Origin of the sequence: Marinomonas foliarum (assembly GCF_003337275.1) — a bacterium.
GTDB classification, from domain to species: Bacteria; Pseudomonadota; Gammaproteobacteria; order Pseudomonadales; family Marinomonadaceae; genus Marinomonas; species Marinomonas foliarum.
The window spans coordinates 70,721-92,435 of record NZ_QPJQ01000014.1; the positions used below are offsets into that span (position 1 = coordinate 70,721).

Annotated in this window: 25 protein-coding genes and 2 tRNA genes; 19 read left to right on the forward strand and 8 right to left on the reverse strand. The window is 41.3% G+C overall.

Annotated features, from left to right (window positions below; translation table 11 throughout):
• Positions 1 to 25: 25 nt before the first annotated feature.
• From DFP77_RS09300 to DFP77_RS09315, 4 genes are all read right to left on the reverse strand, one after another.
• Positions 26 to 868 (reverse strand): MOSC domain-containing protein, encoded by an 843-nt coding sequence (locus tag DFP77_RS09300; protein WP_114412016.1) that lies wholly within the window; start codon positions 866 to 868, stop codon positions 26 to 28.
• Positions 869 to 999: 131 nt separating this feature from the next.
• Entirely contained in the window at positions 1,000 to 2,166 is a 1,167-nt protein-coding gene (locus DFP77_RS09305) for a type III PLP-dependent enzyme (protein ID WP_114412017.1), read from the reverse strand.
• Positions 2,167 to 2,433: 267 nt separating this feature from the next.
• Positions 2,434 to 2,853: a DUF6691 family protein gene (locus tag DFP77_RS09310; protein WP_114412018.1), complete on the reverse strand. Its 420-nt coding sequence runs from the start codon at positions 2,851 to 2,853 to the stop codon at positions 2,434 to 2,436.
• Between the two features lie 10 nt (positions 2,854 to 2,863).
• Complete coding sequence (locus tag DFP77_RS09315; RefSeq protein ID WP_258861107.1) at positions 2,864 to 3,265, reverse strand: YeeE/YedE family protein; 402 nt, start codon at positions 3,263 to 3,265, stop codon at positions 2,864 to 2,866.
• A gap of 164 nt (positions 3,266 to 3,429) precedes the next feature.
• Between DFP77_RS09315 and DFP77_RS09320 the strand changes: the two genes are divergently transcribed.
• A complete protein-coding gene (locus DFP77_RS09320) occupies positions 3,430 to 3,894 on the forward strand; it encodes a DUF6942 family protein (protein ID WP_114412019.1) in 465 nt (154 codons plus the stop codon).
• The gene (locus DFP77_RS09325) at positions 3,894 to 4,337 is read left to right on the forward strand and encodes a tellurite resistance TerB family protein (RefSeq protein ID WP_114412020.1); all 444 of its coding nucleotides are present in this window, start codon (positions 3,894 to 3,896) and stop codon (positions 4,335 to 4,337) included. The genes DFP77_RS09320 and DFP77_RS09325 overlap by 1 nt, the downstream gene beginning before the upstream one ends.
• 71 nt (positions 4,338 to 4,408) lie before the next feature.
• On the opposite strand, the gene DFP77_RS09330 is transcribed toward DFP77_RS09325, so the two are convergent.
• On the reverse strand, positions 4,409 to 4,993 hold the full coding sequence (locus tag DFP77_RS09330) for a superoxide dismutase (protein WP_114412021.1): 585 nt from the start codon (positions 4,991 to 4,993) through the stop codon (positions 4,409 to 4,411).
• Between the two features lie 156 nt (positions 4,994 to 5,149).
• On the opposite strand from DFP77_RS09330, the gene DFP77_RS09335 reads away from it, so the two are divergent.
• The 3 genes from DFP77_RS09335 (at position 5,150) to cysN (ending at position 8,829) form a co-directional block, all read left to right on the forward strand.
• Positions 5,150 to 6,070: a hypothetical protein gene (locus tag DFP77_RS09335; RefSeq protein ID WP_114412022.1), complete on the forward strand. Its 921-nt coding sequence runs from the start codon at positions 5,150 to 5,152 to the stop codon at positions 6,068 to 6,070.
• A 221-nt stretch (positions 6,071 to 6,291) separates the two neighbouring features.
• Positions 6,292 to 7,197 carry a sulfate adenylyltransferase subunit CysD gene (cysD, locus tag DFP77_RS09340; RefSeq protein ID WP_114412023.1) on the forward strand — a complete coding sequence of 302 codons (906 nt, stop codon included), beginning with the start codon at positions 6,292 to 6,294 and terminating at the stop codon, positions 7,195 to 7,197.
• Positions 7,198 to 7,215: 18 nt separating this feature from the next.
• Entirely contained in the window at positions 7,216 to 8,829 is a 1,614-nt protein-coding gene (cysN, locus tag DFP77_RS09345; protein WP_114412024.1) for a sulfate adenylyltransferase subunit CysN, read from the forward strand.
• Positions 8,830 to 8,898: 69 nt separating this feature from the next.
• On the opposite strand, the gene DFP77_RS09350 is transcribed toward cysN, so the two are convergent.
• Positions 8,899 to 9,639, reverse strand: a complete 741-nt coding sequence (locus DFP77_RS09350; RefSeq protein ID WP_114412025.1) for a siderophore-interacting protein — start codon at positions 9,637 to 9,639, stop codon at positions 8,899 to 8,901.
• Between the two features lie 10 nt (positions 9,640 to 9,649).
• Positions 9,650 to 10,096: a MarR family winged helix-turn-helix transcriptional regulator gene (locus DFP77_RS09355; protein ID WP_114412026.1), complete on the reverse strand. Its 447-nt coding sequence runs from the start codon at positions 10,094 to 10,096 to the stop codon at positions 9,650 to 9,652.
• 213 nt (positions 10,097 to 10,309) lie between these two features.
• On the opposite strand from DFP77_RS09355, the gene DFP77_RS09360 reads away from it, so the two are divergent.
• The 14 genes from DFP77_RS09360 to nadA all read left to right on the forward strand — a co-directional run bounded on the left by DFP77_RS09360 (position 10,310) and on the right by nadA (position 21,136).
• Positions 10,310 to 10,801, forward strand: a complete 492-nt coding sequence (locus DFP77_RS09360; RefSeq protein ID WP_114412027.1) for a GreA/GreB family elongation factor — start codon at positions 10,310 to 10,312, stop codon at positions 10,799 to 10,801.
• 183 nt (positions 10,802 to 10,984) lie between these two features.
• Entirely contained in the window at positions 10,985 to 12,757 is a 1,773-nt protein-coding gene (aspS, locus tag DFP77_RS09365; RefSeq protein ID WP_114412028.1) for an aspartate--tRNA ligase, read from the forward strand.
• Between the two features lie 157 nt (positions 12,758 to 12,914).
• Complete coding sequence (ruvC, locus tag DFP77_RS09370; RefSeq protein ID WP_114412029.1) at positions 12,915 to 13,472, forward strand: crossover junction endodeoxyribonuclease RuvC; 558 nt, start codon at positions 12,915 to 12,917, stop codon at positions 13,470 to 13,472.
• Positions 13,469 to 14,071, forward strand: coding sequence for a Holliday junction branch migration protein RuvA (ruvA, locus tag DFP77_RS09375; RefSeq protein WP_114412030.1), 603 nt, complete (start codon positions 13,469 to 13,471; stop codon positions 14,069 to 14,071). Before ruvC ends, ruvA begins: the two co-directional genes overlap by 4 nt.
• 3 nt (positions 14,072 to 14,074) lie before the next feature.
• Positions 14,075 to 15,088: a Holliday junction branch migration DNA helicase RuvB gene (ruvB, locus tag DFP77_RS09380; RefSeq protein ID WP_114412031.1), complete on the forward strand. Its 1,014-nt coding sequence runs from the start codon at positions 14,075 to 14,077 to the stop codon at positions 15,086 to 15,088.
• A 9-nt stretch (positions 15,089 to 15,097) separates the two neighbouring features.
• Positions 15,098 to 15,778 carry a protein TolQ gene (gene tolQ, locus DFP77_RS09385; protein ID WP_114412032.1) on the forward strand — a complete coding sequence of 227 codons (681 nt, stop codon included), beginning with the start codon at positions 15,098 to 15,100 and terminating at the stop codon, positions 15,776 to 15,778.
• On the forward strand, positions 15,778 to 16,203 hold the full coding sequence (tolR, locus tag DFP77_RS09390) for a protein TolR (protein WP_181858526.1): 426 nt from the start codon (positions 15,778 to 15,780) through the stop codon (positions 16,201 to 16,203). Before tolQ ends, tolR begins: the two co-directional genes overlap by 1 nt.
• Positions 16,203 to 17,144, forward strand: coding sequence for a cell envelope integrity protein TolA (gene tolA / locus DFP77_RS09395; protein WP_114412033.1), 942 nt, complete (start codon positions 16,203 to 16,205; stop codon positions 17,142 to 17,144). The genes tolR and tolA overlap by 1 nt, the downstream gene beginning before the upstream one ends.
• Positions 17,144 to 18,442 (forward strand): Tol-Pal system beta propeller repeat protein TolB, encoded by a 1,299-nt coding sequence (gene tolB, locus DFP77_RS09400; protein ID WP_114412034.1) that lies wholly within the window; start codon positions 17,144 to 17,146, stop codon positions 18,440 to 18,442. The genes tolA and tolB overlap by 1 nt, the downstream gene beginning before the upstream one ends.
• 19 nt (positions 18,443 to 18,461) lie before the next feature.
• Positions 18,462 to 19,034, forward strand: coding sequence for a peptidoglycan-associated lipoprotein Pal (gene pal, locus DFP77_RS09405; protein ID WP_114412035.1), 573 nt, complete (start codon positions 18,462 to 18,464; stop codon positions 19,032 to 19,034).
• Positions 19,034 to 19,825, forward strand: coding sequence for a tol-pal system protein YbgF (gene ybgF / locus DFP77_RS09410; RefSeq protein WP_114412036.1), 792 nt, complete (start codon positions 19,034 to 19,036; stop codon positions 19,823 to 19,825). The genes pal and ybgF overlap by 1 nt, the downstream gene beginning before the upstream one ends.
• 41 nt (positions 19,826 to 19,866) lie before the next feature.
• A tRNA-Lys gene (locus DFP77_RS09415) sits at positions 19,867 to 19,942 on the forward strand.
• Between the two features lie 26 nt (positions 19,943 to 19,968).
• A tRNA-Lys gene (locus tag DFP77_RS09420) sits at positions 19,969 to 20,044 on the forward strand.
• A gap of 42 nt (positions 20,045 to 20,086) precedes the next feature.
• A complete protein-coding gene (gene nadA, locus DFP77_RS09425) occupies positions 20,087 to 21,136 on the forward strand; it encodes a quinolinate synthase NadA (protein WP_114412037.1) in 1,050 nt (349 codons plus the stop codon).
• 18 nt (positions 21,137 to 21,154) lie between these two features.
• Here nadA and DFP77_RS09430 read toward each other — a convergent pair whose 3' ends face one another.
• Positions 21,155 to 21,610, reverse strand: coding sequence for a hypothetical protein (locus DFP77_RS09430; RefSeq protein ID WP_114412038.1), 456 nt, complete (start codon positions 21,608 to 21,610; stop codon positions 21,155 to 21,157).
• Positions 21,611 to 21,715: the final 105 nt, after the last annotated feature.

Sequence of the window (21,715 nt, forward strand, 5' to 3'; positions counted from 1 at the left end):
TTTTGTGAGTTGAGAAAGTAGTGCTTTATGCTTTTCGCCTATCTACATATTTCTCCGGCTCTCTATATTCAAGAACCTCAATACTGTCATCCAATTGAATACTTCCTGTATTCATTGCAATCATATTTACTCCAAAAGTAACACCGTCCTTACCCAGCAATCTAAACTTACCTAGTGTTTTCAGTGGTTCACCTTTTCCTATTCGTTCTGCTGTTTTCGGATTTAATGTTGTGAAAATACAGCGAACACAGGGCTTTACGTTTTCAAACTCTACTTGCCCAATACGAATTCGCTTCCAGCTGTCTTCTTCGAATGGATAATTCCCCTTTACAACCAAATTAGGTCTGAATTGCATCATGTCAATGTCTTTAGGGCAGCTACGATTAAGCTCTTCGAGTGACGCTTCACTTGTTAAAAGAAATGGATAGCCATCAGCAAAAGCCACTGGCGCGTCAGGCCTACGACTGGTAAAACGCTCTGATGCTCCGCCAAAATGAACAAGCTGTACAGGTTCTCCGGCCACCTCGCTAAACCAGTCATTTATGTTTTCACTGGTTGTTTGCCCTTGTAGTACATCATCCCACACAGTTACGCTTTTATATTGCTCAGCAAAAATAGATGGGCTAATAACAATATTGTGAGGCATATCAGGGTGTGAAAGGGACCATTGCTCCTCACCAATAACTTCAGCAGACACTAGAGTGATATTCGGGTGTTCTCGCCCTGTAATAAACAAACCATTTGGCTTCACGAGCATGTAGCGGCGATCTCCAAAAAGGCCAGTCATTTCGACATTGCTGCTTTCTAAAGAAATACCTTGGATAGATTTTATCGGATAGATAACGAGTCCACTTAGGGTGTAAGGCATGAAAATTCCCTTTTTGTGCTGTAGATAAAAAATAAGTCATTATTATTGCTCAACGGGAAAGTCTTTCCAATAAAAAGCCCCAGAAAATCAATTTCTGAGGCTTTAGTGTGCTTGCAATTTAAACGAGTAGCTTACAAGTAGTATGAAGCCAGAGGCGGGAAACCGTTAAACTCTACAGCACTGTAAGTTGTTGTATAGGCACCGGTTGATAACCAGTACATGCGATCACCAATTGCTAGATTCAGTGGAAGGCCATACTTGTAGTTTTCGTACATGATGTCTGCGCTATCACAGGTTGGCCCTGCAATAATAACTTCTTCCAGCTCACCGCCTTTATCTACGTGAATTGGATATTTGATAGATTCATCCAATGTTTCAATAAGGCCAGAAAATTTACCAACATCGGTAAATACCCAGCGATTTAATGCTGTGTGTGATTTACGAGAAATCAAAACAACTTCACTCACTAGAACGCCTGCATTAGATATCAAAGAGCGACCTGGCTCTAGAATGATACGAGGTAAGTCTGTACCAAAATCTTCTTCCAAGAAACGTTTGATTTCTTCTGCGTATGTTGCCAAATCATTTGTACGAGCAATATAGTTAGCAGGGAAACCGCCACCCATATTAATCATCTCTAATACAATGCCATCTTCTTCTTTCAAGCGTTCGAAAATTACTTTAACGCTAGCAATTGCTGCATCCCATGCGCCGATATCACGCTGCTGAGAACCAACATGGAAAGACACGCCATAAGGAACTAATCCTAACTCTTTCGCAAGTACAAGTAGATCCATCGCCATATCAGGACGGCAGCCAAACTTACGTGAAAGAGGCCAATCAGCGGTTACCGTTCCTTCTGTCAAAATTCGAACATAAACACGTGAACCAGGAGCTGCTTTTGCGATATTACGCAAATCCGCTTCTGAATCCGTCGCGAACATGCGCACACCTTTTTCATAAAAGTACCGAACGTCCTTTGCTTTCTTGATGGTGTTGCCGTAACTAACTTGCTCTGGTGTGATACCGCCAATTGCAAGCAGCTTATCTAATTCATAACGTGATGCCACATCAAAGTTTGACCCGCGATCACGAAGTAGAGTTAAAATTTCAGGTGCTGGATTTGCTTTAATTGCATAAAAAATATCAGCAACCGGAAAACCCTTTGTTAATTCTGTATAGGCTTCATCAATGATATCAGTATCGATAACAACAAAAGGGGTGTCTTTGGTCTCAGCAAACGCTTTAAAGCGAGCAAAGCGCTCTGGTGTGTAAAAAGAATTGACGTCAATAGTCATGGGCAAAAAGCTCCTTAATTATGCAAAACATAAACCGATTTAATAAGTAAACGCCTTTACCTTCTCCCGTCCTACTTATGGCTGTTACTTATCCGGCTTTATTGGCCTTAAGCGACTAGCGCAGCAGTTGAAGCGGTGCGGATTATGTTCAGCAATGACGCGGGCGAAATTTAAGACGCAGGACGTCTTTGGTCAAGTATTTTTTCATATTTTAGACCAAAAAAAAGGGACTGTGATCGTCTCCTTTTTATTTAGGGGTTTTACTGCCTATTTCAGACCAGATCGAGCCTGAAAATAATGTAATCCGCTGCCGATAATCAAAGCTGAGATAAAGTAAAAACCTTCAGCAGGATTGTTGATCAAAGCAGTTAAACCTGGACCGGGGCAATATCCACTTAACCCCCAACCAATACCAAAAAGTACTGAGCCTATAATAAGCTTACTATCTATATGACGTAACGATGGCACTTGCCATTTATTCGATAAAAGTGGCTTAATTTGTTTGTTTTTAATGATGTAACCAAGCATACCAACAGCAATAGCACTGGCCATCACTATGAGCAGTGATGGGTTCCAGTTACCAAAAATATCTAAAAAGCCTATGACAACGGCTGGGTTGGTCATTTCTGAAAATGCCAAACCTAAACCAAACAAGATACCAGTGATGAGTGTTACGATTGCAGACATGTGATTTCTCCTAATTTAACACTGCTACAGTCATAATGGCTGCCAACATAAAAGTTAATGTAGCGATAATTGAGCGCGGCGATAGTCGTGAAATCCCGCAAACACCATGGCCGCTCGTGCACCCACCACCTAACCTAGTACCATAACCGACCAATAGTCCAGATGCGATAAGTAGCCATGGGCTCCTGACTTCAAGAAAATCCACTGTTTGCTCAGTTAACGTACCGTAGGCAGCACCACCAATAATTAGTCCAGCAATAAATAAGAAAGGTAGAAAGCGCTCTTTAGAAAAAAGCAATTGCGATAAAATACCACTTATACCAATGACTTTACCAAGGGTTAACAGGTAAATCGTTGTTGTTAGACCTATGAGTAAGCCACCAACTAAAGGGTTAAAAATCATGTCCATCATTCAGTCCTCATTTTTATATTAACTAATTCTAATATATCTCATAAGAAAACCCTAATATATTGTTTTTTGCTATTTTTCGCCTCATTTGTACACAGTGTTTATTCATTACGATACTGATATTAATCAATCTTCATTGTATTCTTAGATATCTTGAGGAGAGGCTAATGAACGAGTTGTGGCTAGGTGCGTCAACAGAAAGTGCAGATTATATTTTTTTACTGCCGAATAAACCGGAATTTCCGTCCCATTTCTTAACAAAAGATTTCACTAATGCTGATGTTGCCACTTTAATTGAAGTTAATGGAAATCATTGGCGTAAAATTTTCACCATTATGGCAAAGCTGGCTGTACCAGATGACAGCACTTGGCGAACATTTCGTGATGTGGATTTACTAGAAAGAGTTGGTATCGCTTTCTCCGTCGATCAAATTCATAATTTTAAAGGCATTGTCTTTATTGTTGGCAAGACTTTTGAAAGTGTATACCCAGTTCCTGATCATGCAGAATTAATAGGCGACAAACATCAAGCCAAAATTAGTCTTCCCTATATCTGGTGCCCATATCTAGACTATCGACAATTCCCTAATAGCCTTATTGAAGCTCTACGCGAGTGTATTTTGGAGAAATAATGATTACAGCATTAAAAAATCTTTTTAAACTTCCTGTGGAACAGGTCGAGCAAATATCTTATCAAAAAGCGGTTGCCGCTTTGTTAATGGAAGTCATGCTTGCAGATCATAAAGTCGATGAGCAAGAAGAAAAGCAGGTCAAAGGCTTTCTCCGTGAAATAAGCGATTTAGGTGAAGATATTGATGTTTTATATGAAGACGCTAAGTCTGGGGTTGATGAAGCCAATGATCTGTATCAGTTCACTAAAGTCATTAATGACGGGGCGACACTAGAGCAAAAGATGCTACTACTTAAGGGTTTATGGCGCGTGGCCCTTGCAGACGGAGACATTGATTCATATGAAGATCATAGAATAAGAAGGATCAGCGAATTGCTATTCATGCCTCATTCAGAATTCATTCAGGCTAAACTCTCGACTCAAGCAGAAATGAAAGCAGAATAATAGAAAATAAAAATGCGGCCAGTGTGCCGCATTTTTTTGACTGGTCTAGATCTAATTTACAAGACTTAGACTTACGCTGCGAAGTTTGCTGCTGCGAATTCCCAGTTAGCAAGAGCCCAGAAACCTTTAAGGTAATCAGGACGAACATTGCGGTAATCAATATAATAAGCGTGTTCCCAAAGATCAACGGTGATGATCGCTGTTTGGCCGCTTGTCATAGGAGTGCCTGCATTGCTAGTGTTGACGATTTCTAGAGAACCATCAGCGTTTTTAACCAACCAAGTCCAGCTAGAGCCGAAGTTGTTTACTGCTTTGTCATTAAATGCTTCTTGGAATTTCTCGAAAGAACCCCATTTTGCATTAATTGCATCAGCAAGAGCGCCAGTTGGCTCGCCGCCGCCATTAGGGCTTAGGCTGTTCCAGAAAAAAGTGTGGTTCCAGATTTGAGCTGCATTATTGAAAACAGGGCCCGCTGGAGCAGATACAATGATCTCTTCAAGCGTTTTATTTTCGTATTCAGAACCTGATACTAAGCCGTTCAGTTTAACAACGTAAGTGTTGTGATGCTTGCCATAGTGGTATTCAAGCGTCTCAACCGACATGTGAGGCTCTAGTGCGTCTTTAGCATAAGGAAGAGCGGGTAATTCAAAAGCCATTTCAATTCTCCTTGCTTTTATTTAACGAAAAATGCTTGTTATCAAGCAGTTAATGGTGCTTATATAGTATCACCGAACATCTAAAGATAATATTCTTTAGATTTGTTCTTGAGCTAATTTCCATAATTTTTGTTAATAACGATATATAAGATTTCCATGCGAAAAGACGATGATGTTGAGATCCCAAGCCTGACTCTGGATCAAGATGAAGTCAGCGAAAGAAGGCCTAGTGCTGCCACGCCTAAGAGCCAGACTACTCCTACACCAGCAAGACCCGCTCATGCGCCAAACGTTGTGCATAAGAAGCAGAGCCTTGTAGGAATCTATTTTTTGTTAATTCTTTTGCTTATTATTTCTGCTGGCGCCGGTTATTGGCTGTGGCAACAAAATATGCAGTTGCGCAACGAGCTTTACGGCGCTAAAAGTGAAATACAAAATTTGGATCACCAATTGCTTGCTGCAGATGTTTCTGCCAATAAGCAGGGAGAAACATTGGAGGAAACACTAAACAACCATGCCAGCGAAATTCGCAAATTATGGGGTGTTGCTTACGATACAAATAGAAAGTCCATTGCAAGTAATGATGCAGCTATTGAAGAAGTGCAAAAAAAGCTTTCGACAATGCGTGAAACTATGTCGACTCAATCTAAGCGCATAGCGGTTCAAGCAGAAGCTTTCAATGAAGTCGAAGCGGGCTTTAATAAGCTGGTTCCTTCTGTTGCCAACATTGATCAAGCCGTGAAATCAATTGCCGTAAAACAAGCCGATCAGGCTAAGCAATTGCAATCTACTGAAAAGCTGATCACCTCACAGAGCGGTCAGAACGAGGCACAGGCATTAAGTTTAGAGCAAGTCTCTCAAAGTTTAGCGGCCCTAGAAAACAAGGTTGCCTCGATAGAGGCGCAAGCTAAGGGCTCAAACAATTCTGATATGGCGAATATTGAACAAACATTGTCTAGACATCAAGAAGCTATCGAATCTAGCGATACATTTAGAGTTCAGGTAAATGCAGAAATCATTCGATTACGTAAGCAAATTAATCAACTGATGCTAGAGCAGCAACTGATTAATGAATGATAGATAACATTACTCATTACGTTACTTAAAGGCCGATTGTTTCGGCCTTTTTTGTGTCTTCGCTTTTTTAAACTCCTCTATAAACCTTATGTACCTCCTAGCAACATATGGATTTTTTAATATCTATATTCCACTAAAGTCTAGATGGGGTTATTTTTATAACTTTAAGGCATGTTATAGTTTGGAAAATGCTGAATCCTGATATATAGAGATGGGAAATTATGACAGAGGCAAGACTTACTCACTTAAAACAACTAGAAGCCGAAAGCATTCACATAATACGTGAGGTTGCGGCTGAATTTGATAACCCGGTAATGCTTTATTCTATCGGTAAAGATTCAGCTGTAATGCTGCACCTTGCTATGAAGGCATTCTATCCAGGCAAACCGCCATTTCCACTTATGCATGTGGATACTGGCTGGAAGTTTAAAGAGATGATTTCATTTCGCGATGAAATGGTCGCAAAACTTGGCCTAGAGCTTATTGTTCATCAAAACCAAGAGGGTATTGAGCAAGGCATTGGACCTTTCACACATGGTAGTTCAAAGCATACCGATGTAATGAAAACCCAAGGCTTAAAACAAGCTTTAGACAAATATGGCTTTGATGCTGCTTTTGGTGGCGCTAGACGTGACGAAGAAAAATCTCGCGCCAAAGAGCGCGTTTATTCTTTCCGTGATAAACAGCATCGCTGGGACCCAAAAAATCAGCGTCCAGAATTGTGGAATATTTATAATGGAAAAGTTAATAAAGGAGAGAGCATCCGTGTTTTCCCGTTATCAAACTGGACCGAATTGGATATTTGGCAATACATTTATCTGGAAAGTATTCCAATTGTTCCTCTTTATTTTTCAGAGAAGCGCCCAGTTGTAGAGCGTGATGGCACTTTAATCATGGTCGATGATGAGCGTATGCCTTTGAATGGCGAAGTACCTGAAATGAAATCAGTCCGCTTTCGTACACTAGGCTGCTACCCATTAACCGGGGCTGTGGAGTCTGAAGCAGCATCTCTGCCTGAAATTATTCAGGAAATGCTACTAACAAGAAGCTCTGAGCGACAAGGGCGAATGATCGACCATGATTCATCTGGGTCAATGGAAGAGAAGAAGAAACAGGGCTATTTCTAAGTTTGGAGTAAAGAAAGAATGTCTCACCAATCAGAATTGATCAGCCAAGACATACTTGGTTATTTGAAACAACATGAAGAAAAAGACTTATTACGTCTTCTTACATGCGGCAACGTCGACGACGGCAAAAGTACCTTAATTGGCCGCTTACTTCATGACTCTAAGTTAATTTATGAAGACCACCTAGATGCTGTTAAACGTGATAGTAAAAAATCCGGCACACAGGGTGAAGAAGTTGATTTGGCTTTACTTGTTGATGGTCTGCAAGCAGAGCGTGAGCAGGGCATCACGATAGATGTCGCTTATCGCTATTTTTCTACTGAAAAACGTAAGTTCATTATCGCTGACACCCCCGGACATGAGCAATACACTCGTAATATGGCAACAGGGGCATCAACTTGTGACCTTGCTATTATTTTGATTGATGCGCGTTATGGGGTTCAAACCCAGACTCGTCGCCACAGCTATATTGCTTCTCTATTGGGAATTAAGCATGTTGTTGTTGCTATTAATAAAATGGATTTGGTTGATTTCTCTGAGGAGAAGTATGAGCAAATCAAAGCGGACTATTTGAAATTCATTGGTCAACTTGGCGATCGCCAACCGGAAGATATTCATTTTGTACCCATGTCAGCATTACGTGGCGATAACGTGGTAAATGCTTCGGAAAGCACACCTTGGTATCAGGGTGGGTCATTGATGTCTATCCTAGAAACCGTACAGATCAACCGTGATGTTAAGCGTGACTCATTCCGATTCCCTGTTCAATATGTTAATCGCCCGAATTTAGACTTCCGTGGTTTCTCTGGAACCATTGCGGCAGGAGTTGTGAAGCCTGGCGACAAAGTGGTTGCCTTGCCATCTGGAAAAACGTCGACTGTAGAAAGAATTGTCACCTTTGATGGCGATCTAGAAACAGCAAAAGCAGGGCAGGCGGTTACTATTACACTGGAAGATGAGATTGATATCAGCCGTGGCGATATGCTTTCGCACCTTGGTCAAGAACCTCTGATCGCGACGACGCTCCGCTCTTCAATTGTCTGGATGGCTGATCATCCACTGGTGCCTGGTAAATTGTATGATTTCAAGCTCGGAACACAAACTGTGCCCGGTAAAATTCATCACTTTAATCATAGAGTTGATGTTAATACACTCGAAGTCAGCGACATCGATTCACTAGAGTTAAATGGTATTGGTGATGCTGTTATTCAATTCGATGCACCTGTTGCGTTTGATGAATACACAGATAGTCGTTTTACTGGTGCACTTATTATTATCGACCGTTTAACCAATGTAACGGTCGGTGCTGGGATGGTTGAAGAGGCTGTAGCTGAACTAGATCAAGAAACAGTAGTTACTGCAGAAGATCGTGCAGCTCGACTTGGGCAAAAGCCTGCGATTATTGCATTGTCAGCCAATGTCTTAGCGCAAAGTGACGCTCTTGAGCGTCTGTTGTTGCGTCAAGGCGTTGTTGCATTGGTCAAGGCGGATGCAACTGCACAAGAAGCTGATTTGATTCGCCAGACGGGCATTGCCTTTTTAGTCGCCGATTCAGTAATTTCTGACTCTGAAATTACAGAAACATCGCTAGATGAAGTGGTTGAGTTGATTGTAGAAAGTGTAGTGCTATAAGTGAGTGAAATAGTGAAAAAGCCAGTTCACATATAATGAACTGGCTTTTTTGTTTTTGTAACAAGTGGACTAGGCGGTTTCTTCAAGGTCCACCCGTTTAACCACTTTATGCTGATCTTCATTACTACCAAACTTCCAATAGCTAGAAATGTAAAATTTATCTTTTTCAATTTCTTTTTCGACTTTAAAGAATGAGCGCAGTGCTTTCATATTAGTAAATTCACAGGCGACCCATACGGATACACTTCCTTTAGGCCATGAAAGCGATTTTACTACCTCAAGTAACAAGCTGTTATTTTCACCAGGATGTGGATTAATTACCCATTTCAACTCAATACCTTCTGGGTGCTTTAAGGGTTGAATATCATCTTCAGAAATAACTTCTAAGATTGCATACCCTTTAGCATCATGCGGTAATTTTTCTAAATTGACACTGATCGCGGGTAGGGCTGTCATATCCCCTACGATGATCTGCCATTGTGCAGACTCTTCAATGAGCTTTTTGGGCCCAGGCCCACCAACAAGAATTCTATCATTTGGATGAGCCTGTTTCGCCCAAGTTGATGCAGGACCTCCATCTTCATGCAGGACAAAATCAATATCAATTTCATCCTCTCTCTGATGGCGAATAGTATAAGTACGGAACAATGGTTTTTGATTTTCTGTGGGGAATATAAGTTTTACATATCCACTTTCTTGATCTTCAGGAATGGTATTAATTTCGTCGCCACCCAAGGTTACACGCAACATATGAGGGGTAATGTATGCTTTTTTAATAACAACTAGTTCTCGTGATTGTGGCTTGCTCATGGCGGTCTCCTTAATTCTGTTTGTCGCATTTAGATAATGAAACGCAGTCGCTTATCATGGTGTCCGAAATACGTATAAAATCGTTTATTTGCTGATCTGTTAAATTTCGCGTCATTCTTTCGACTGCTGCCTGTTCTAAGGTGGTTATTTTTGATAGTTGCTCATGACCTAGATCAGTTAAACTCAATAACTGGCTTCGGTGGTTTTCTGGGTTGCGAACTTTCGTTATATAATTGCTTGTAAGCAATTCTTTTAGAACTCGTGTAACCTGAGATTTATCTAATGAAAGTCGGTCAGAAATATCCTTTGCGCTGCAGTTGTTGATCTTATTTACACACTTTAGAGAGCGTATATGAGTCACTGGCATAGAGACATTTGCCTCTAATGCAGCGCTGCGCACTTGATGTCGATAGAGATGCAGAAGCCGGTGAACCGACTCGCCAATATTTTCCTTCATGCAACCCTCTTTAATAATGTATGAAGCCCTTTTATATGAGAACGATTATCAATATATTCCTAATAGTTGACAGTGTCAACTAACAGATCGCACAACACCATAAAGTCATAATCCTTGTCATTTTTCTTGCGTGCATTGACAGTATTTATGAGTTGCTTCTCTTATTGGCGTGAATCATTACAATACATGCATCAATATTAAGTAGACTTAAAAGTGGATAAAAAAAAGGTTTATCAAGCCATTACTGATGCATTATTACAGCGCTTCAAAACCGCCAAATGGGCTGCCAAACAAGCCCATGATGCTGCGACCAATGAAGAAAGTGTGGCTGAAAATAAATACGATACCTTTGGGTTAGAGGCTTCATATTTGGCTCATGGCCAATCAAAGCGAGTTCTCGAATGTGAAAAAGATTGGTTGTTTTTCAATAAAAAAACATTTGATATTTTTAATGAAGATGACGCTATTGAGTTATGGTGCCTAGTAGCACTAAAGATAATTGACTCAGTCAATGAAGTTGAAAAATATTTCATAATTTCTCCCTGCGCAGGTGGTCTAACGGTCGAGATAAATGGCAAATCTATTTATCTCGTCACGATATCAAGCCCTGTTGGAAAAGCACTGCTAGGAAAAATGGTAGGTGAAGAGGTCGAATTGTTGCAAAATGGCAAGCAAGCGGCTTACGAAATAACCAGTATCAGTTAATAGCGAATATTGTAGCCGACAAATTTAGGCCAGCCCCTAGAGAGTCGGCTTATGTTCGCATATAATGTTTTGCCTTAAATTATTCAGCTCTTCCATTTAGCATAAAACACATTGTTTAACTTGGTGGAAGGCACTCTAAGAACACATCACTCTCTTACTGAGATAGTAATAGGAAAAGAAATTATGCGCAGCCATTATTGCGGCGAGTTAAATGCTTCTAACATTTCACAAGAAATAACCCTATGCGGTTGGGTTCATCGTCGCCGAGATCACGGTGGCGTTATTTTCCTAGACGTCCGTGACCGTGAAGGTATTACGCAAGTTGTTTTTGACCCAGATCGCGCAGAAAGCTTTGCTTTGGCAGACAGTGTTCGTAACGAGTTTGTTGTCAAATTAAAAGGCTTGGTTCGTGCTCGCCCAGAAGGCACAGTCAACCCAAATATGAACACTGGCGAAATCGAAGTTCTTGGTACTGACTTAGAAATTCTAAATGCCGCTAAAACACCACCATTCCAGCTTGATGAGCATCAGTCTGTTGGTGAAGACGTGCGTTTGAAAAATCGTTTCATCGATTTGCGTCGCCCTGAAATTCAGCAAAAAATGCGTTTCCGTTCAAAAGTTACTTCTGTATTGCGTCGTTATTTAGATGAAAATGGTTTCTTGGATATTGAAACACCAATCTTGACTCGTGCTACTCCTGAAGGCGCACGTGACTATTTGGTTCCTAGTCGTACACAACAGGGAAGCTTCTTCGCTCTTCCTCAGTCTCCACAGCTATTTAAACAGCTTTTAATGGTGTCTGGTTTTGATCGTTACTACCAAATTGCTAAATGTTTCCGCGATGAAGATTTACGCGCCGATCGTCAGCCTGAGTTCACTCAAGTAGATATTGAAACATCTTTCATGAGCGAAAAAGAAATCATGGCGATGACGGAAGACATGATTGTTGGTCTATTCAAAGAGTTAATGAATGTAGACCTAGGCACTTTCCCTCGTATGCCTTATTCGGAAGCGATGGAAACCTACGGTAGCGACAAACCAGATCTTCGTATTCCGCTAACTATAGTTACTGTCTCTGATTTAATGGCGAATGTTGACTTTAAAGTCTTCTCAGGGCCAGCGACAGACCCCAAAGGTCGCGTAGCAGCACTGAAAGTCCCTGGTGGTAACGCCTTAACTCGTAAACAGATCGACGATTACACTAAATTCGTTAGCATCTATGGCGCTAAAGGATTGGCTTACATCAAGGTCAATGATAAATCCAACCTTGAAGAAGGCCTTCAATCTCCAATCGTTAAGTTCTTGCCTGTTGAGGTACGTGCTGCGTTGCTAGAACGCCTTGAAGCACAAGATGGTGATTTGATCTTCTTCGGCGCAGATTCTGAACGAGTTGTGAATGAAGCTCTTGGCGCGCTTCGTTGCAAACTAGGTGAAGACCTAGATCTATATACTTGCCAGTGGGCACCATTATGGGTTGTTGACTTCCCAATGTTTGAAGAAACAAGTGATGGCGGAATTACCGCAATTCACCACCCATTCACAGCGCCTTCTTGCTCACCAGAAGACCTAAAAGCAAACCCATTAACTGCGTTGTCACAAGCTTATGACATGGTTCTTAACGGCACTGAACTTGGTGGCGGCTCTATTCGTATTCACCAGTCTTCAATGCAAGAAACCGTATTTGAGTTATTGAATATTACTAAAGAAGAGCAGGAAGAGAAATTTGGCTTCTTGCTCGATGCATTGAAGTTTGGTGCGCCTCCGCATGGCGGTTTAGCATTTGGCCTTGACCGCCTAGTAATGCTGATGACTGGTTCAAGCTCAATTCGTGACGTTATAGCTTTCCCTAAAACTCAGAGTGCGACTTGTCTATTGACCCAAGCACCTGGTGAGGTAAGCGAGAAACAACTAAAAGAGCTAAACATTCGAGTTAGAAAACCGGTTGTTGAATCCTAGTGTTTGCTTTTAACTTATTTTAAAACAGTAAGTTATGTTAATAATTTGAAAGTAAAACGTAAAAGGTCGCTAATTAGCGACCTTTTTTATATTTTTACATTGCATACTTTGTAAAGGGCTGTTGAAATATACAGTAATTATAAAAGGCGCGAGAAGAATGTCGACGACCAGAATTTTAGCGATTGACCCTGGATCCCGGATTACCGGGTTTGGTGTTGTCGATATCACAAATGGTAAATCCGTTTATGTGACTAGTGGCTGTATTCGGCTACCGGATGAGGCGCTATCGGTTAGACTAAAGTATATTTACCAAGGCGTCTCTACATTGTTAAGTGAGTATGAACCGCACGAGTTTGCTATAGAAGAAGTGTTCCTAGCTAAAAATGCCAATTCTGCCTTAAAGCTTGGTCAAGCGAGAGGGGCAGCTATTGTGGCTGCATCTCTTCAAGATTTGGTTGTCCACGAATACGCTGCAAGACGAGTAAAACAGTCTGTTGTAGGAAATGGCAACGCAGACAAAACACAAGTTCAAATGATGGTTCAATTGTTACTTCACTTAGAATCAAAACCTCAAGCCGATGCGGCCGATGCGTTAGCCATTGCCTTATGCCATGCAAATACACGAACCTCAGGAGGTTTAGAGTATGGTGTTGGTAAACGAGCTGGACGTACCTCTAAGCGTTGGACAGAGCAAGATGTAAGGAAAACACTGTGATCGGACGAATAGTCGGCACCCTGATAGAAAAGGCACCTCCTGAACTATTAGTCGATGTGGCTGGTATTGGATATGAAGTAAGCGCCTCAATGACGACCATTTATGACCTTCCTCAAGTTGGCGGGCAGGTTACTCTTTATACCCATCTATTAGTAAAAGAAGATTCCCATACTTTATACGGTTTTATTGATAAAAATGAGCGCGCTTTATTTCGCGTTCTTATCAAAGTTAATGGTATAGGCCCAAAGATGGCACTCGCTATTTTATCAAGCATGTCATCAGAAGAGCTAATTAACAACGTACAAGAGTCCGATGTGTCTGCCCTTACACGCATACCAGGAGTGGGTAAAAAAACAGCTGAACGCTTGATTATTGAGCTCAGAGACAAGCTTGGACAAGCAGCAAAAAGTGATTTATTTTCAGCTCCAGCAGTTTTACGCCAAGTTCAAGCTGATCCTAGACAAGAAGCGGAAGCTGCACTTATATCTCTTGGCTACAAACCACAAGAGGCAGCAAAAGCGATAGCGGGCGTACCGATAGATTCTGCAAATAGCGAAGATGTCATCAAGGCAGCACTGAAAAGCATGCTTAGGAATTAATAGATGATTGAACAGGATCGCATTATTTCAGCTGAACTTAAGGGCAATGATAGACAGGTAGATAGGGCAATACGCCCTCAAACACTTGCCGAATATATCGGTCAGCCAGTTGTTAAAGAACAAATGGAGATTTTCATTCAAGCAGCTCGTCAGCGTGAAGAGCCGCTTGATCATACTTTGATATTTGGACCACCAGGCCTTGGTAAAACAACACTGGCTAATATTATCGGCAATGAAATGGGTGCTGAGGTGAGAACAACATCAGGTCCAGTGCTTGAGAGAGCAGGGGACTTAGCCGCTTTACTTACGAATTTGAACGAAGGGGATATTCTCTTTATTGATGAAATTCATAGACTAAGTCCAGCGATAGAAGAAGTTCTTTATCCTGCTATGGAAGATTACCAGTTGGACATTATGATTGGTGAGGGGCCAGCAGCAAGATCAATTAAAATTGAACTCCCTCCCTTTACGCTTGTCGGAGCAACTACGCGTGCAGGGTTATTAACGTCCCCCCTACGTGATAGGTTTGGCATTGTCCAAAGGCTTGAGTTTTATGATGTAGAGTCATTAACAACGATTGTTGCACGATCAGCTGGAAAAATGGGCATGGACCTTGATCATTCAGGCTGTTTTGAAGTGGCCAGAAGATCAAGAGGAACACCAAGGATTGCCAATAGATTATTGCGCCGTGTCAGAGATGTGGCGCAAGTTAGTGGTGAAGCTATTGTTGGGCAAAAGGTTGCTCAAAGAGCGCTTGATATGTTAAGTGTAGATAGTCAGGGATTTGATCACTTAGATAGACGTATGTTGTTGACTATGATAGAAAAGTTTGACGGTAGGCCCGTTGGATTAGATAGTGTCTCTGCTGCTTTAGGTGAAGACAAAGATACAATAGAAGATGTCATAGAGCCTTTTTTAATACAGCAAGGCTTTATTATAAGAACACCGAGAGGGCGCCAGGTCACGAAACGCGCTTACGAACATTTTAATTACCAGCTACCTTCAGATTTTAAATAGAGGTTAATAATGTCAATTTGGGGACTTATCGCCAGCGCCAGCTTTGTAGTTCAACTTGTTATGTTGATTCTACTAGCAGCTTCCATATTTTCATGGGTCGTAATATTCCAGCGAATTAGAGTTTTAAAAGCTGCAAAAAAGACACGTGCAGCCTTCGAAGAAAGTTTTTGGTCGGGCATTGATTTAAGCCAACTTTATAGAAAATTAACTCAAGAAGGCAGAAAAGTAGAAGGTATGGAAAATATCTTCACTTCTGGAATTAAAGAGTTCACCAGACTGAGACAAAACCAAAATGTCGAGCCTGAAGCCATTATGGATGGGGTACAACGAACCATGAGAGTGGCACTATACCGAGAAGAGGAAAAGCTTGACCAACATTTGCCGTTTTTAGCAACGGTTGGTTCTACTAGCCCGTATATTGGCTTGTTTGGTACCGTTTGGGGGATTATGCATTCGTTTATAGGACTTGCAGAGGTTCAGCAAGCCACACTAGCAACAGTAGCGCCCGGTATTGCGGAAGCACTTATCGCAACAGCGATTGGTCTAGCTGCAGCCATTCCAGCTGTTATTGCTTACAACCGTTTTTCTTCAACAGCAGAGTCTCTCAGCTCTAGTTATGAAAACTTTGCGGATGAATTTACAAGCATTTTACACAGGAAAGTCCATGTGAGAGAGGGAGGCGCTGTATAGTGGCTCGTTCAAGAAGAAACAAACGTCGCCCAATGGCGGAAATCAATGTTGTGCCGTACATTGATGTTATGTTGGTTCTGCTCGTCATTTTTATGATTACAGCCCCTATGCTTACACAAGGGGTTGATGTAGAGCTACCCAATGCTAATGCGTCACCTATACAAGACAATGAAAATGATGTACTGATTGCTTCAATTGACGCTAAAGGAAGTTACTATTTAGATGTTGGCGGCGCTCAAGAGTCTATTGAGTTATCGCAGTTACAGGACCGCGTAAGAAAAATATTAAACCAAAACCCTAAAATGTCCGTACTAGTAAGAGGCGATAAGAATGTCCCTTACGGTGATGTTATCGGTTTAATGGTTGCCTTGCAGGGTGCTGGCGCTCCAAATGTGGGGTTAGTGACTGAGCCGGATACAAATTAATGAAATGGTTGCGCGAGGACAGTTATAGTATTCCAATCATATTGGCTGTAGGTTTACATCTTAGCATTGTAATCGCAGGTCTATTGACCATTGATTTTAGTGATGAAGAGCAAAAAAAACCAAAAAGACCGCCTATAGTTAATGCCACTGTGATTGATATTTCTCAAACAATTATTGGAAAGCGTGAAGCGGAAGAAAGAGCAGCAAACCAGCAAGCTGCTGCTTTAGCAGAACAAAAGAAAAAACAAGCTGAACAAAATAGAAAAAAAGAGGCGCAGCGTAAGGCCCTCGAAGAAAAAGAAAAACAATTAGCTCGTGCTAAACAGCAAGCCCAAGAGAAAGCAGAAGCGCAAAAGAAAGAAGCTGAGCAAAAAAGAGAGGCGGAGCGCCAGCGCGTTGCCAAAGAAACTGAGAGTAAACGTCTAGCACAAGAGGCTGAGAAGAAGCGCCTGGCTGAGCAGCAAGCTAAGGATAAACAACGCAAAGAAGAACTTGCACGCAAAGTAGAAGCAGAAAGGCAAGCTGAAGAAGAGCGAAAACGTCAAGAAGAAGCAACTAGACTCGCTGAGGAAAAGAAAAAAGCCGAAGAGGCCGCTGCTTTAGCCGCCGCTGAGGAGGCAAAAAAACAAGCTGCTGAAGCTCAAATGGTGCAATCTATAAGTGGATTGATTAATGATAGAGTAACAGCTAATTGGAATAGGCCACCTAGTGCACGAAATGGTATGAAAACCTATCTTCGAATTTACTTCTTACCTAATGGCGAAGTAAGGAATGTGGATGTTACACGGTCTAGCGGCGATGCTTTATTTGACCAAAAAGCCGTCGATGCTGTTTATAAAGTAAGAAAGATTGACGAGTTATCAGAAATAGACTCTTACGTTTTTGAACGAAATTTTCGTCAAGTAGATTTAATTTTTAACCCACAAGATTTGAGAAACTAATGATGTTTAAAAGATGGCTGAGTGTAGTATTCACTTGCTTAATATTTTTGAGTACAGCTAGAGCCCAATTAGTTATTGAAATAACGAGTGGTGCAGATCAATTATTACCTATTGCTGTAGTCCCTTTCGGCTATACTGGAGTAGATGCGCTACCAGAAGATGTGGCGCAAATTGTTGAGGATGATTTAAGTCGCAGTGGTTTATTCCAAGCAATACCTAGATCAAATATGCTAAGCATGCCTTCAAAAGAAGCGGATGTATTTTATAGAGATTGGCGTTTATTAAAAAGTGATTACGTTATTATTGGAAACATTCAAAAGCTCCAAAATAATCAATATAGAATTGGCTTTGAATTATTAAATGTTTTAACCCAAAAACCCGTTCAAAAGCATAGCTCAATAGATGTAAGTGCTGCAAACTTTAGAGATGCTGCACATTATATAAGTGATAAAGTTTACGAATTATTGACGGGCACAAGGGGAGCATTTAGTACTAGAATATTATATGTTACTGCAGAAGGTGATAAAAAAGCTCCTTTATTCAAGTTACAAGTTGCTGATGCCGATGGGCATCGCCCACGTGTAGTTGTTGAATCAAAAGAGCCAATACTTTCTCCATCTTGGAGTATGGATGGACGAAATATTGCTTATGTAATGTTTAGAAATCGCCGGCCAAATATTTTTATACAAGAGCTAGCCACTGGTAAAAGACAACAAATAGCACAATTTAGAGGATTAAATGGTGCTCCATCATGGTCACCGGATGGTAAAAAATTAGCATTAGTCTTGTCTAAGGACAACAATCCAGAGATATACACTCTGGATATCGCCACCCAAAAACTGGAGCGTATGACGAATCATTATGCTATTGATACCGAACCAAGCTGGGAACCAGATGGTAAAGGAATAGTATTCACATCTGATCGAGGTGGTAACCCACAAATATATCGATTAGATGTAAATAGTAAGCGTGTAGAACGAGTAACTTTTGAGGGTGAATTAAACACCAGAGCGAGAATGACTCCAGATGGAAGATATCTTGTGACAGTTCAAAAAGACGATGGCAACTATCATATTGCACTACAGGATATGAAAACTGGTCGCGTACAAATTCTAACGGAGACTTACTTAGACGAATCGCCAAGCATTGCGCCAAATGGTAGCATGGTGATGTATGCCACAACCTATCAAGGAAAGGGTATCTTAGCCGTAGTATCCGTTGATGGACTTGTAAAATATAAGTTACCATCAGCAGACGGAGATGTACGAGAACCATCTTGGTCCCCGTATTTCAAATAAAGACATTGAGGAGTGAATAATGAGTGTAAACAAACTAGGTAAGTTTGCTGTAATTGGATTGTCTGCCGCTTGGATTGCGGGTTGTAGTACAACAGCGACAGATACAGATTCTTCAACTGTTGCTGAAGATGCCAATTCAACAGAGCAAGCAGCTAATACTGACGGTTCTGATCAAGCATACGGTGCTGGTGAAGACGGTGCATTAACAAGTGTTATCGTTGATGATACCGCAGCCCAAGAATCTAGCATGGATTCTCTAGCTGGCGTTGAAACTGTATTCTACTTTGATTTTGATAAATCAATTGTTCGCCCAGAATCCCGTGAAGCATTGGCTAAACACGCTGAATATTTGGTTGCAAACCCAGATGCGCGTGCTGTTTTGGAAGGTCACGCTGATGAGCGCGGTACTCGTGAGTACAACATGGCTCTAGGTGAGCGTCGTGCTAAAGCGATTAGCCGTTATTTGACTATCCAAGGCGTAGCTGCTTCTCAAATCGAAACAGTGAGCTTTGGCGAAGAAGTGCCAGTTGCTTTTGGTCACGATAGCAACGCTTGGCAGCTAAACCGTCGAGTAGAAGTGCGTTACGAATAATGATCTATAAAAATATCAGAATTCGCTCTTTTGCAATGGTGCTGTGTTTCACAGCACCATTCGCATCAGCTGAAATGCAGCAGGCAAGCGGAGGGCTTTCACCGGGAGCCGCCGCTGACCTACTGTTCCAGTTAGAAACGCTACAGCAAGAAGTTCAAAGTCTTCGTGGCCAACTAGAAGAGCAAGGGCATGAATTAAAGTTAATGAAGCAAAGCCAGCGGGATCGTTATATTGATCTCGACAAACGTATATCATTACTGATGTCGGCTTCTGTTAATGAAACGAACAGAAATCTACCTCCGGCACAAAATCAAGAACCACAGCGAGCAGTCAATCAAGATGCAGCAACTAACCGAACAGCTAGTAATCAATTAATTACCTCACCTTTAGCTCCTGTTACGCTCCAACCGCCAACAGAAGCCTCTCAGCAAGCTTATAACGATGCATATAACCTTATTCGTCAAAGAAAGTTTGATGAAGCAGAGACGGCATTTACGCTGTTTGTGAAACAATTCCCAAACAACTCTCTTACTGGCAATGGTTACTATTGGCTAGGGGAAGTTAAATTGGTACAAGGTCGCTCTAGTGAAGCTATTGACGCATTTACTACTGTTATTCAGAAATTTCCTGGTCACAGTAAAGAGCAAGATTCATTGTACAAATTAGGGACAGTTAGCGATCAAATGGGCGATAGTGCAAAAGCAAAATCTTACTTGCAAGATGTTATTCGTCGCTTTCCAGACAGTAAAGCAGCTAAACTAGCGTCAGGTTATTTAAGTAAAATTAAATAGCTTGCATTCCTCAGCGGGCTCTGTATTATACGCAACCCGTTGGGTCGTTAGCTCAGTTGGTAGAGCAGTTGACTTTTAATCAATTGGTCACTGGTTCGAATCCAGTACGACCCACCAACGTTTTTATTCCTTTTGTGATTTTTGGGTCGTTAGCTCAGTTGGTAGAGCAGTTGACTTTTAATCAATTGGTCACTGGTTCGAATCCAGTACGACCCACCAAAAAACACTCATTCCGCTCCCAGTTTCTTAAGGGGTAATGATATGTCCGAGCTTTCCAATAAGTCAGCACTTCGCGATACCGTCCAAAAATATTTATCTGAAGCCGAAGAGAGTCTGAAAATAAAGTCAGTTGATGACGTTCAGATTCGTGCTGAAATAAAGTCATTACTAAAAGAAAAGAATGCTGTTTTAGTTGCCCATTATTATACTGAAGATGCAATCCAAGAACTTGCTGAAGAAACGGGCGGAATTATTGCCGATTCTTTAGAGATGGCCCGTTTTGGCGCAAATCACCCAGCAGATACATTAGTAGTTGCTGGTGTGAAGTTTATGGGTGAAACGGCAAAAATCTTGAGTCCGGAAAAAACGATTTTAATGCCAACTCTTGAAGCGACTTGCTCACTTGATATTGGCTGCCCTATAGATGAATTTTCTGCCTTTTGCGATCAATACCCCGATCGTAAAGTAGTCGTTTATGCCAATACTTCAGCGGCCGTCAAAGCACGTGCTGATTGGGTAGTTACTTCTAGTATCGCTTTAGATGTTGTAGAACACCTTGTTGATCAAGGTGAAAAAATTATTTGGGCTCCAGATCAACATTTGGGCGGATATATCCAAAGAGAGACAGGTGCGGATATGATTTTATGGGATGGTGCTTGCATCGTCCATGAAGAATTCAAAGCAAAAGGAATTACTGATCTAAAAGCGGTATACCCAGACGCTGCAGTGCTTGTTCACCCAGAATCCCCAGAAGCAGTTGTTGAAGTGGCCGATGTAGTTGGCTCAACTTCTCAGCTGCTAAATGCTTCTAAAACAATGCCTAACGATACATTTATTGTGGCAACGGATAGAGGTATTTTCTATAAAATGAAACAAGCCTCTCCAAACAAGCGCTTTATAGAAGCCCCAACAGCTGGCTCAGGTGCTTCCTGTCGCAGTTGCGCACATTGCCCTTGGATGGCTTTAAACAGCTTGAAAATGTTGAGAGATGCTTTAAAAAACAATTCTGGAGAAATTCATATCTCGGAAGAAACCAGAGTGAAAGCACTTCACCCATTACAACGGATGCTAAACTTTCAAGTAAAATCGTAAGCAATATATTTAGGGACTCTAATGCTTAAGAGTCCCTAAATATTTCTTCTCTAAATCAGAAAATGCCAACTGCAACCTGTCACTCTCAAGACTCTTTTTGTTAAAAACACCCCGTAATTCTTGGTGACTTTTCCCCAGCCTCATAGCTAATACTTTCTCTTTAAGCTCCGTGGTTATACTAACCAGCTTTCTATTTCTTTCTCGCTGTACCAAGAGTTCTGAAGATAAGTTATTTGAGGCCTCTTTATTAGGATTTATGTGCTCTAGCTCACTCTTGAGTTTCTGATTTGCATTTTCTATAGTTTGTAACTCGTGAGCAAGAAGAGTCACACAGGTTTCAGATTCATGTAGGAGCCTCTCTAGCTCTTTGGTATCTTTATCTTGCTCAGCAAGAGTTTCTACAGGAAAATTTTCTGTGGCTGAGCTCAATCCGTCTCGTAATGAAATTAGCGTTTCTTTTTTATTGGTATGCAATGCTTGAAGGCCCCCTGTGTCAGGATAGTTGTCGCCTCATTTGTTATTATAAATAGACAGGGGACGGTAAGTGAAAACCAGTGGATTACCAAAGACATTCAAGTG

Coding starts and splice junctions, on each gene's coding strand:
- DFP77_RS09300 (WP_114412016.1), bottom strand. CDS start 868: ATGCCTTACACCCTAAGTGGACTCGTTATCTATCCGATAAAATCTATC.
- DFP77_RS09305 (WP_114412017.1), bottom strand. CDS start 2,166: ATGACTATTGACGTCAATTCTTTTTACACACCAGAGCGCTTTGCTCGC.
- DFP77_RS09310 (WP_114412018.1), bottom strand. CDS start 2,853: ATGTCTGCAATCGTAACACTCATCACTGGTATCTTGTTTGGTTTAGGT.
- DFP77_RS09315 (WP_258861107.1), bottom strand. CDS start 3,265: ATGATGGACATGATTTTTAACCCTTTAGTTGGTGGCTTACTCATAGGT.
- DFP77_RS09320 (WP_114412019.1), top strand. CDS start 3,430: ATGAACGAGTTGTGGCTAGGTGCGTCAACAGAAAGTGCAGATTATATT.
- DFP77_RS09325 (WP_114412020.1), top strand. CDS start 3,894: ATGATTACAGCATTAAAAAATCTTTTTAAACTTCCTGTGGAACAGGTC.
- DFP77_RS09330 (WP_114412021.1), bottom strand. CDS start 4,993: ATGGCTTTTGAATTACCCGCTCTTCCTTATGCTAAAGACGCACTAGAG.
- DFP77_RS09335 (WP_114412022.1), top strand. CDS start 5,150: ATGCGAAAAGACGATGATGTTGAGATCCCAAGCCTGACTCTGGATCAA.
- cysD (WP_114412023.1), top strand. CDS start 6,292: ATGACAGAGGCAAGACTTACTCACTTAAAACAACTAGAAGCCGAAAGC.
- cysN (WP_114412024.1), top strand. CDS start 7,216: ATGTCTCACCAATCAGAATTGATCAGCCAAGACATACTTGGTTATTTG.
- DFP77_RS09350 (WP_114412025.1), bottom strand. CDS start 9,639: ATGAGCAAGCCACAATCACGAGAACTAGTTGTTATTAAAAAAGCATAC.
- DFP77_RS09355 (WP_114412026.1), bottom strand. CDS start 10,096: ATGAAGGAAAATATTGGCGAGTCGGTTCACCGGCTTCTGCATCTCTAT.
- aspS (WP_114412028.1), top strand. CDS start 10,985: ATGCGCAGCCATTATTGCGGCGAGTTAAATGCTTCTAACATTTCACAA.
- ruvC (WP_114412029.1), top strand. CDS start 12,915: ATGTCGACGACCAGAATTTTAGCGATTGACCCTGGATCCCGGATTACC.
- ruvB (WP_114412031.1), top strand. CDS start 14,075: ATGATTGAACAGGATCGCATTATTTCAGCTGAACTTAAGGGCAATGAT.
- tolQ (WP_114412032.1), top strand. CDS start 15,098: ATGTCAATTTGGGGACTTATCGCCAGCGCCAGCTTTGTAGTTCAACTT.
- tolA (WP_114412033.1), top strand. CDS start 16,203: ATGAAATGGTTGCGCGAGGACAGTTATAGTATTCCAATCATATTGGCT.
- tolB (WP_114412034.1), top strand. CDS start 17,144: ATGATGTTTAAAAGATGGCTGAGTGTAGTATTCACTTGCTTAATATTT.
- pal (WP_114412035.1), top strand. CDS start 18,462: ATGAGTGTAAACAAACTAGGTAAGTTTGCTGTAATTGGATTGTCTGCC.
- ybgF (WP_114412036.1), top strand. CDS start 19,034: ATGATCTATAAAAATATCAGAATTCGCTCTTTTGCAATGGTGCTGTGT.
- nadA (WP_114412037.1), top strand. CDS start 20,087: ATGTCCGAGCTTTCCAATAAGTCAGCACTTCGCGATACCGTCCAAAAA.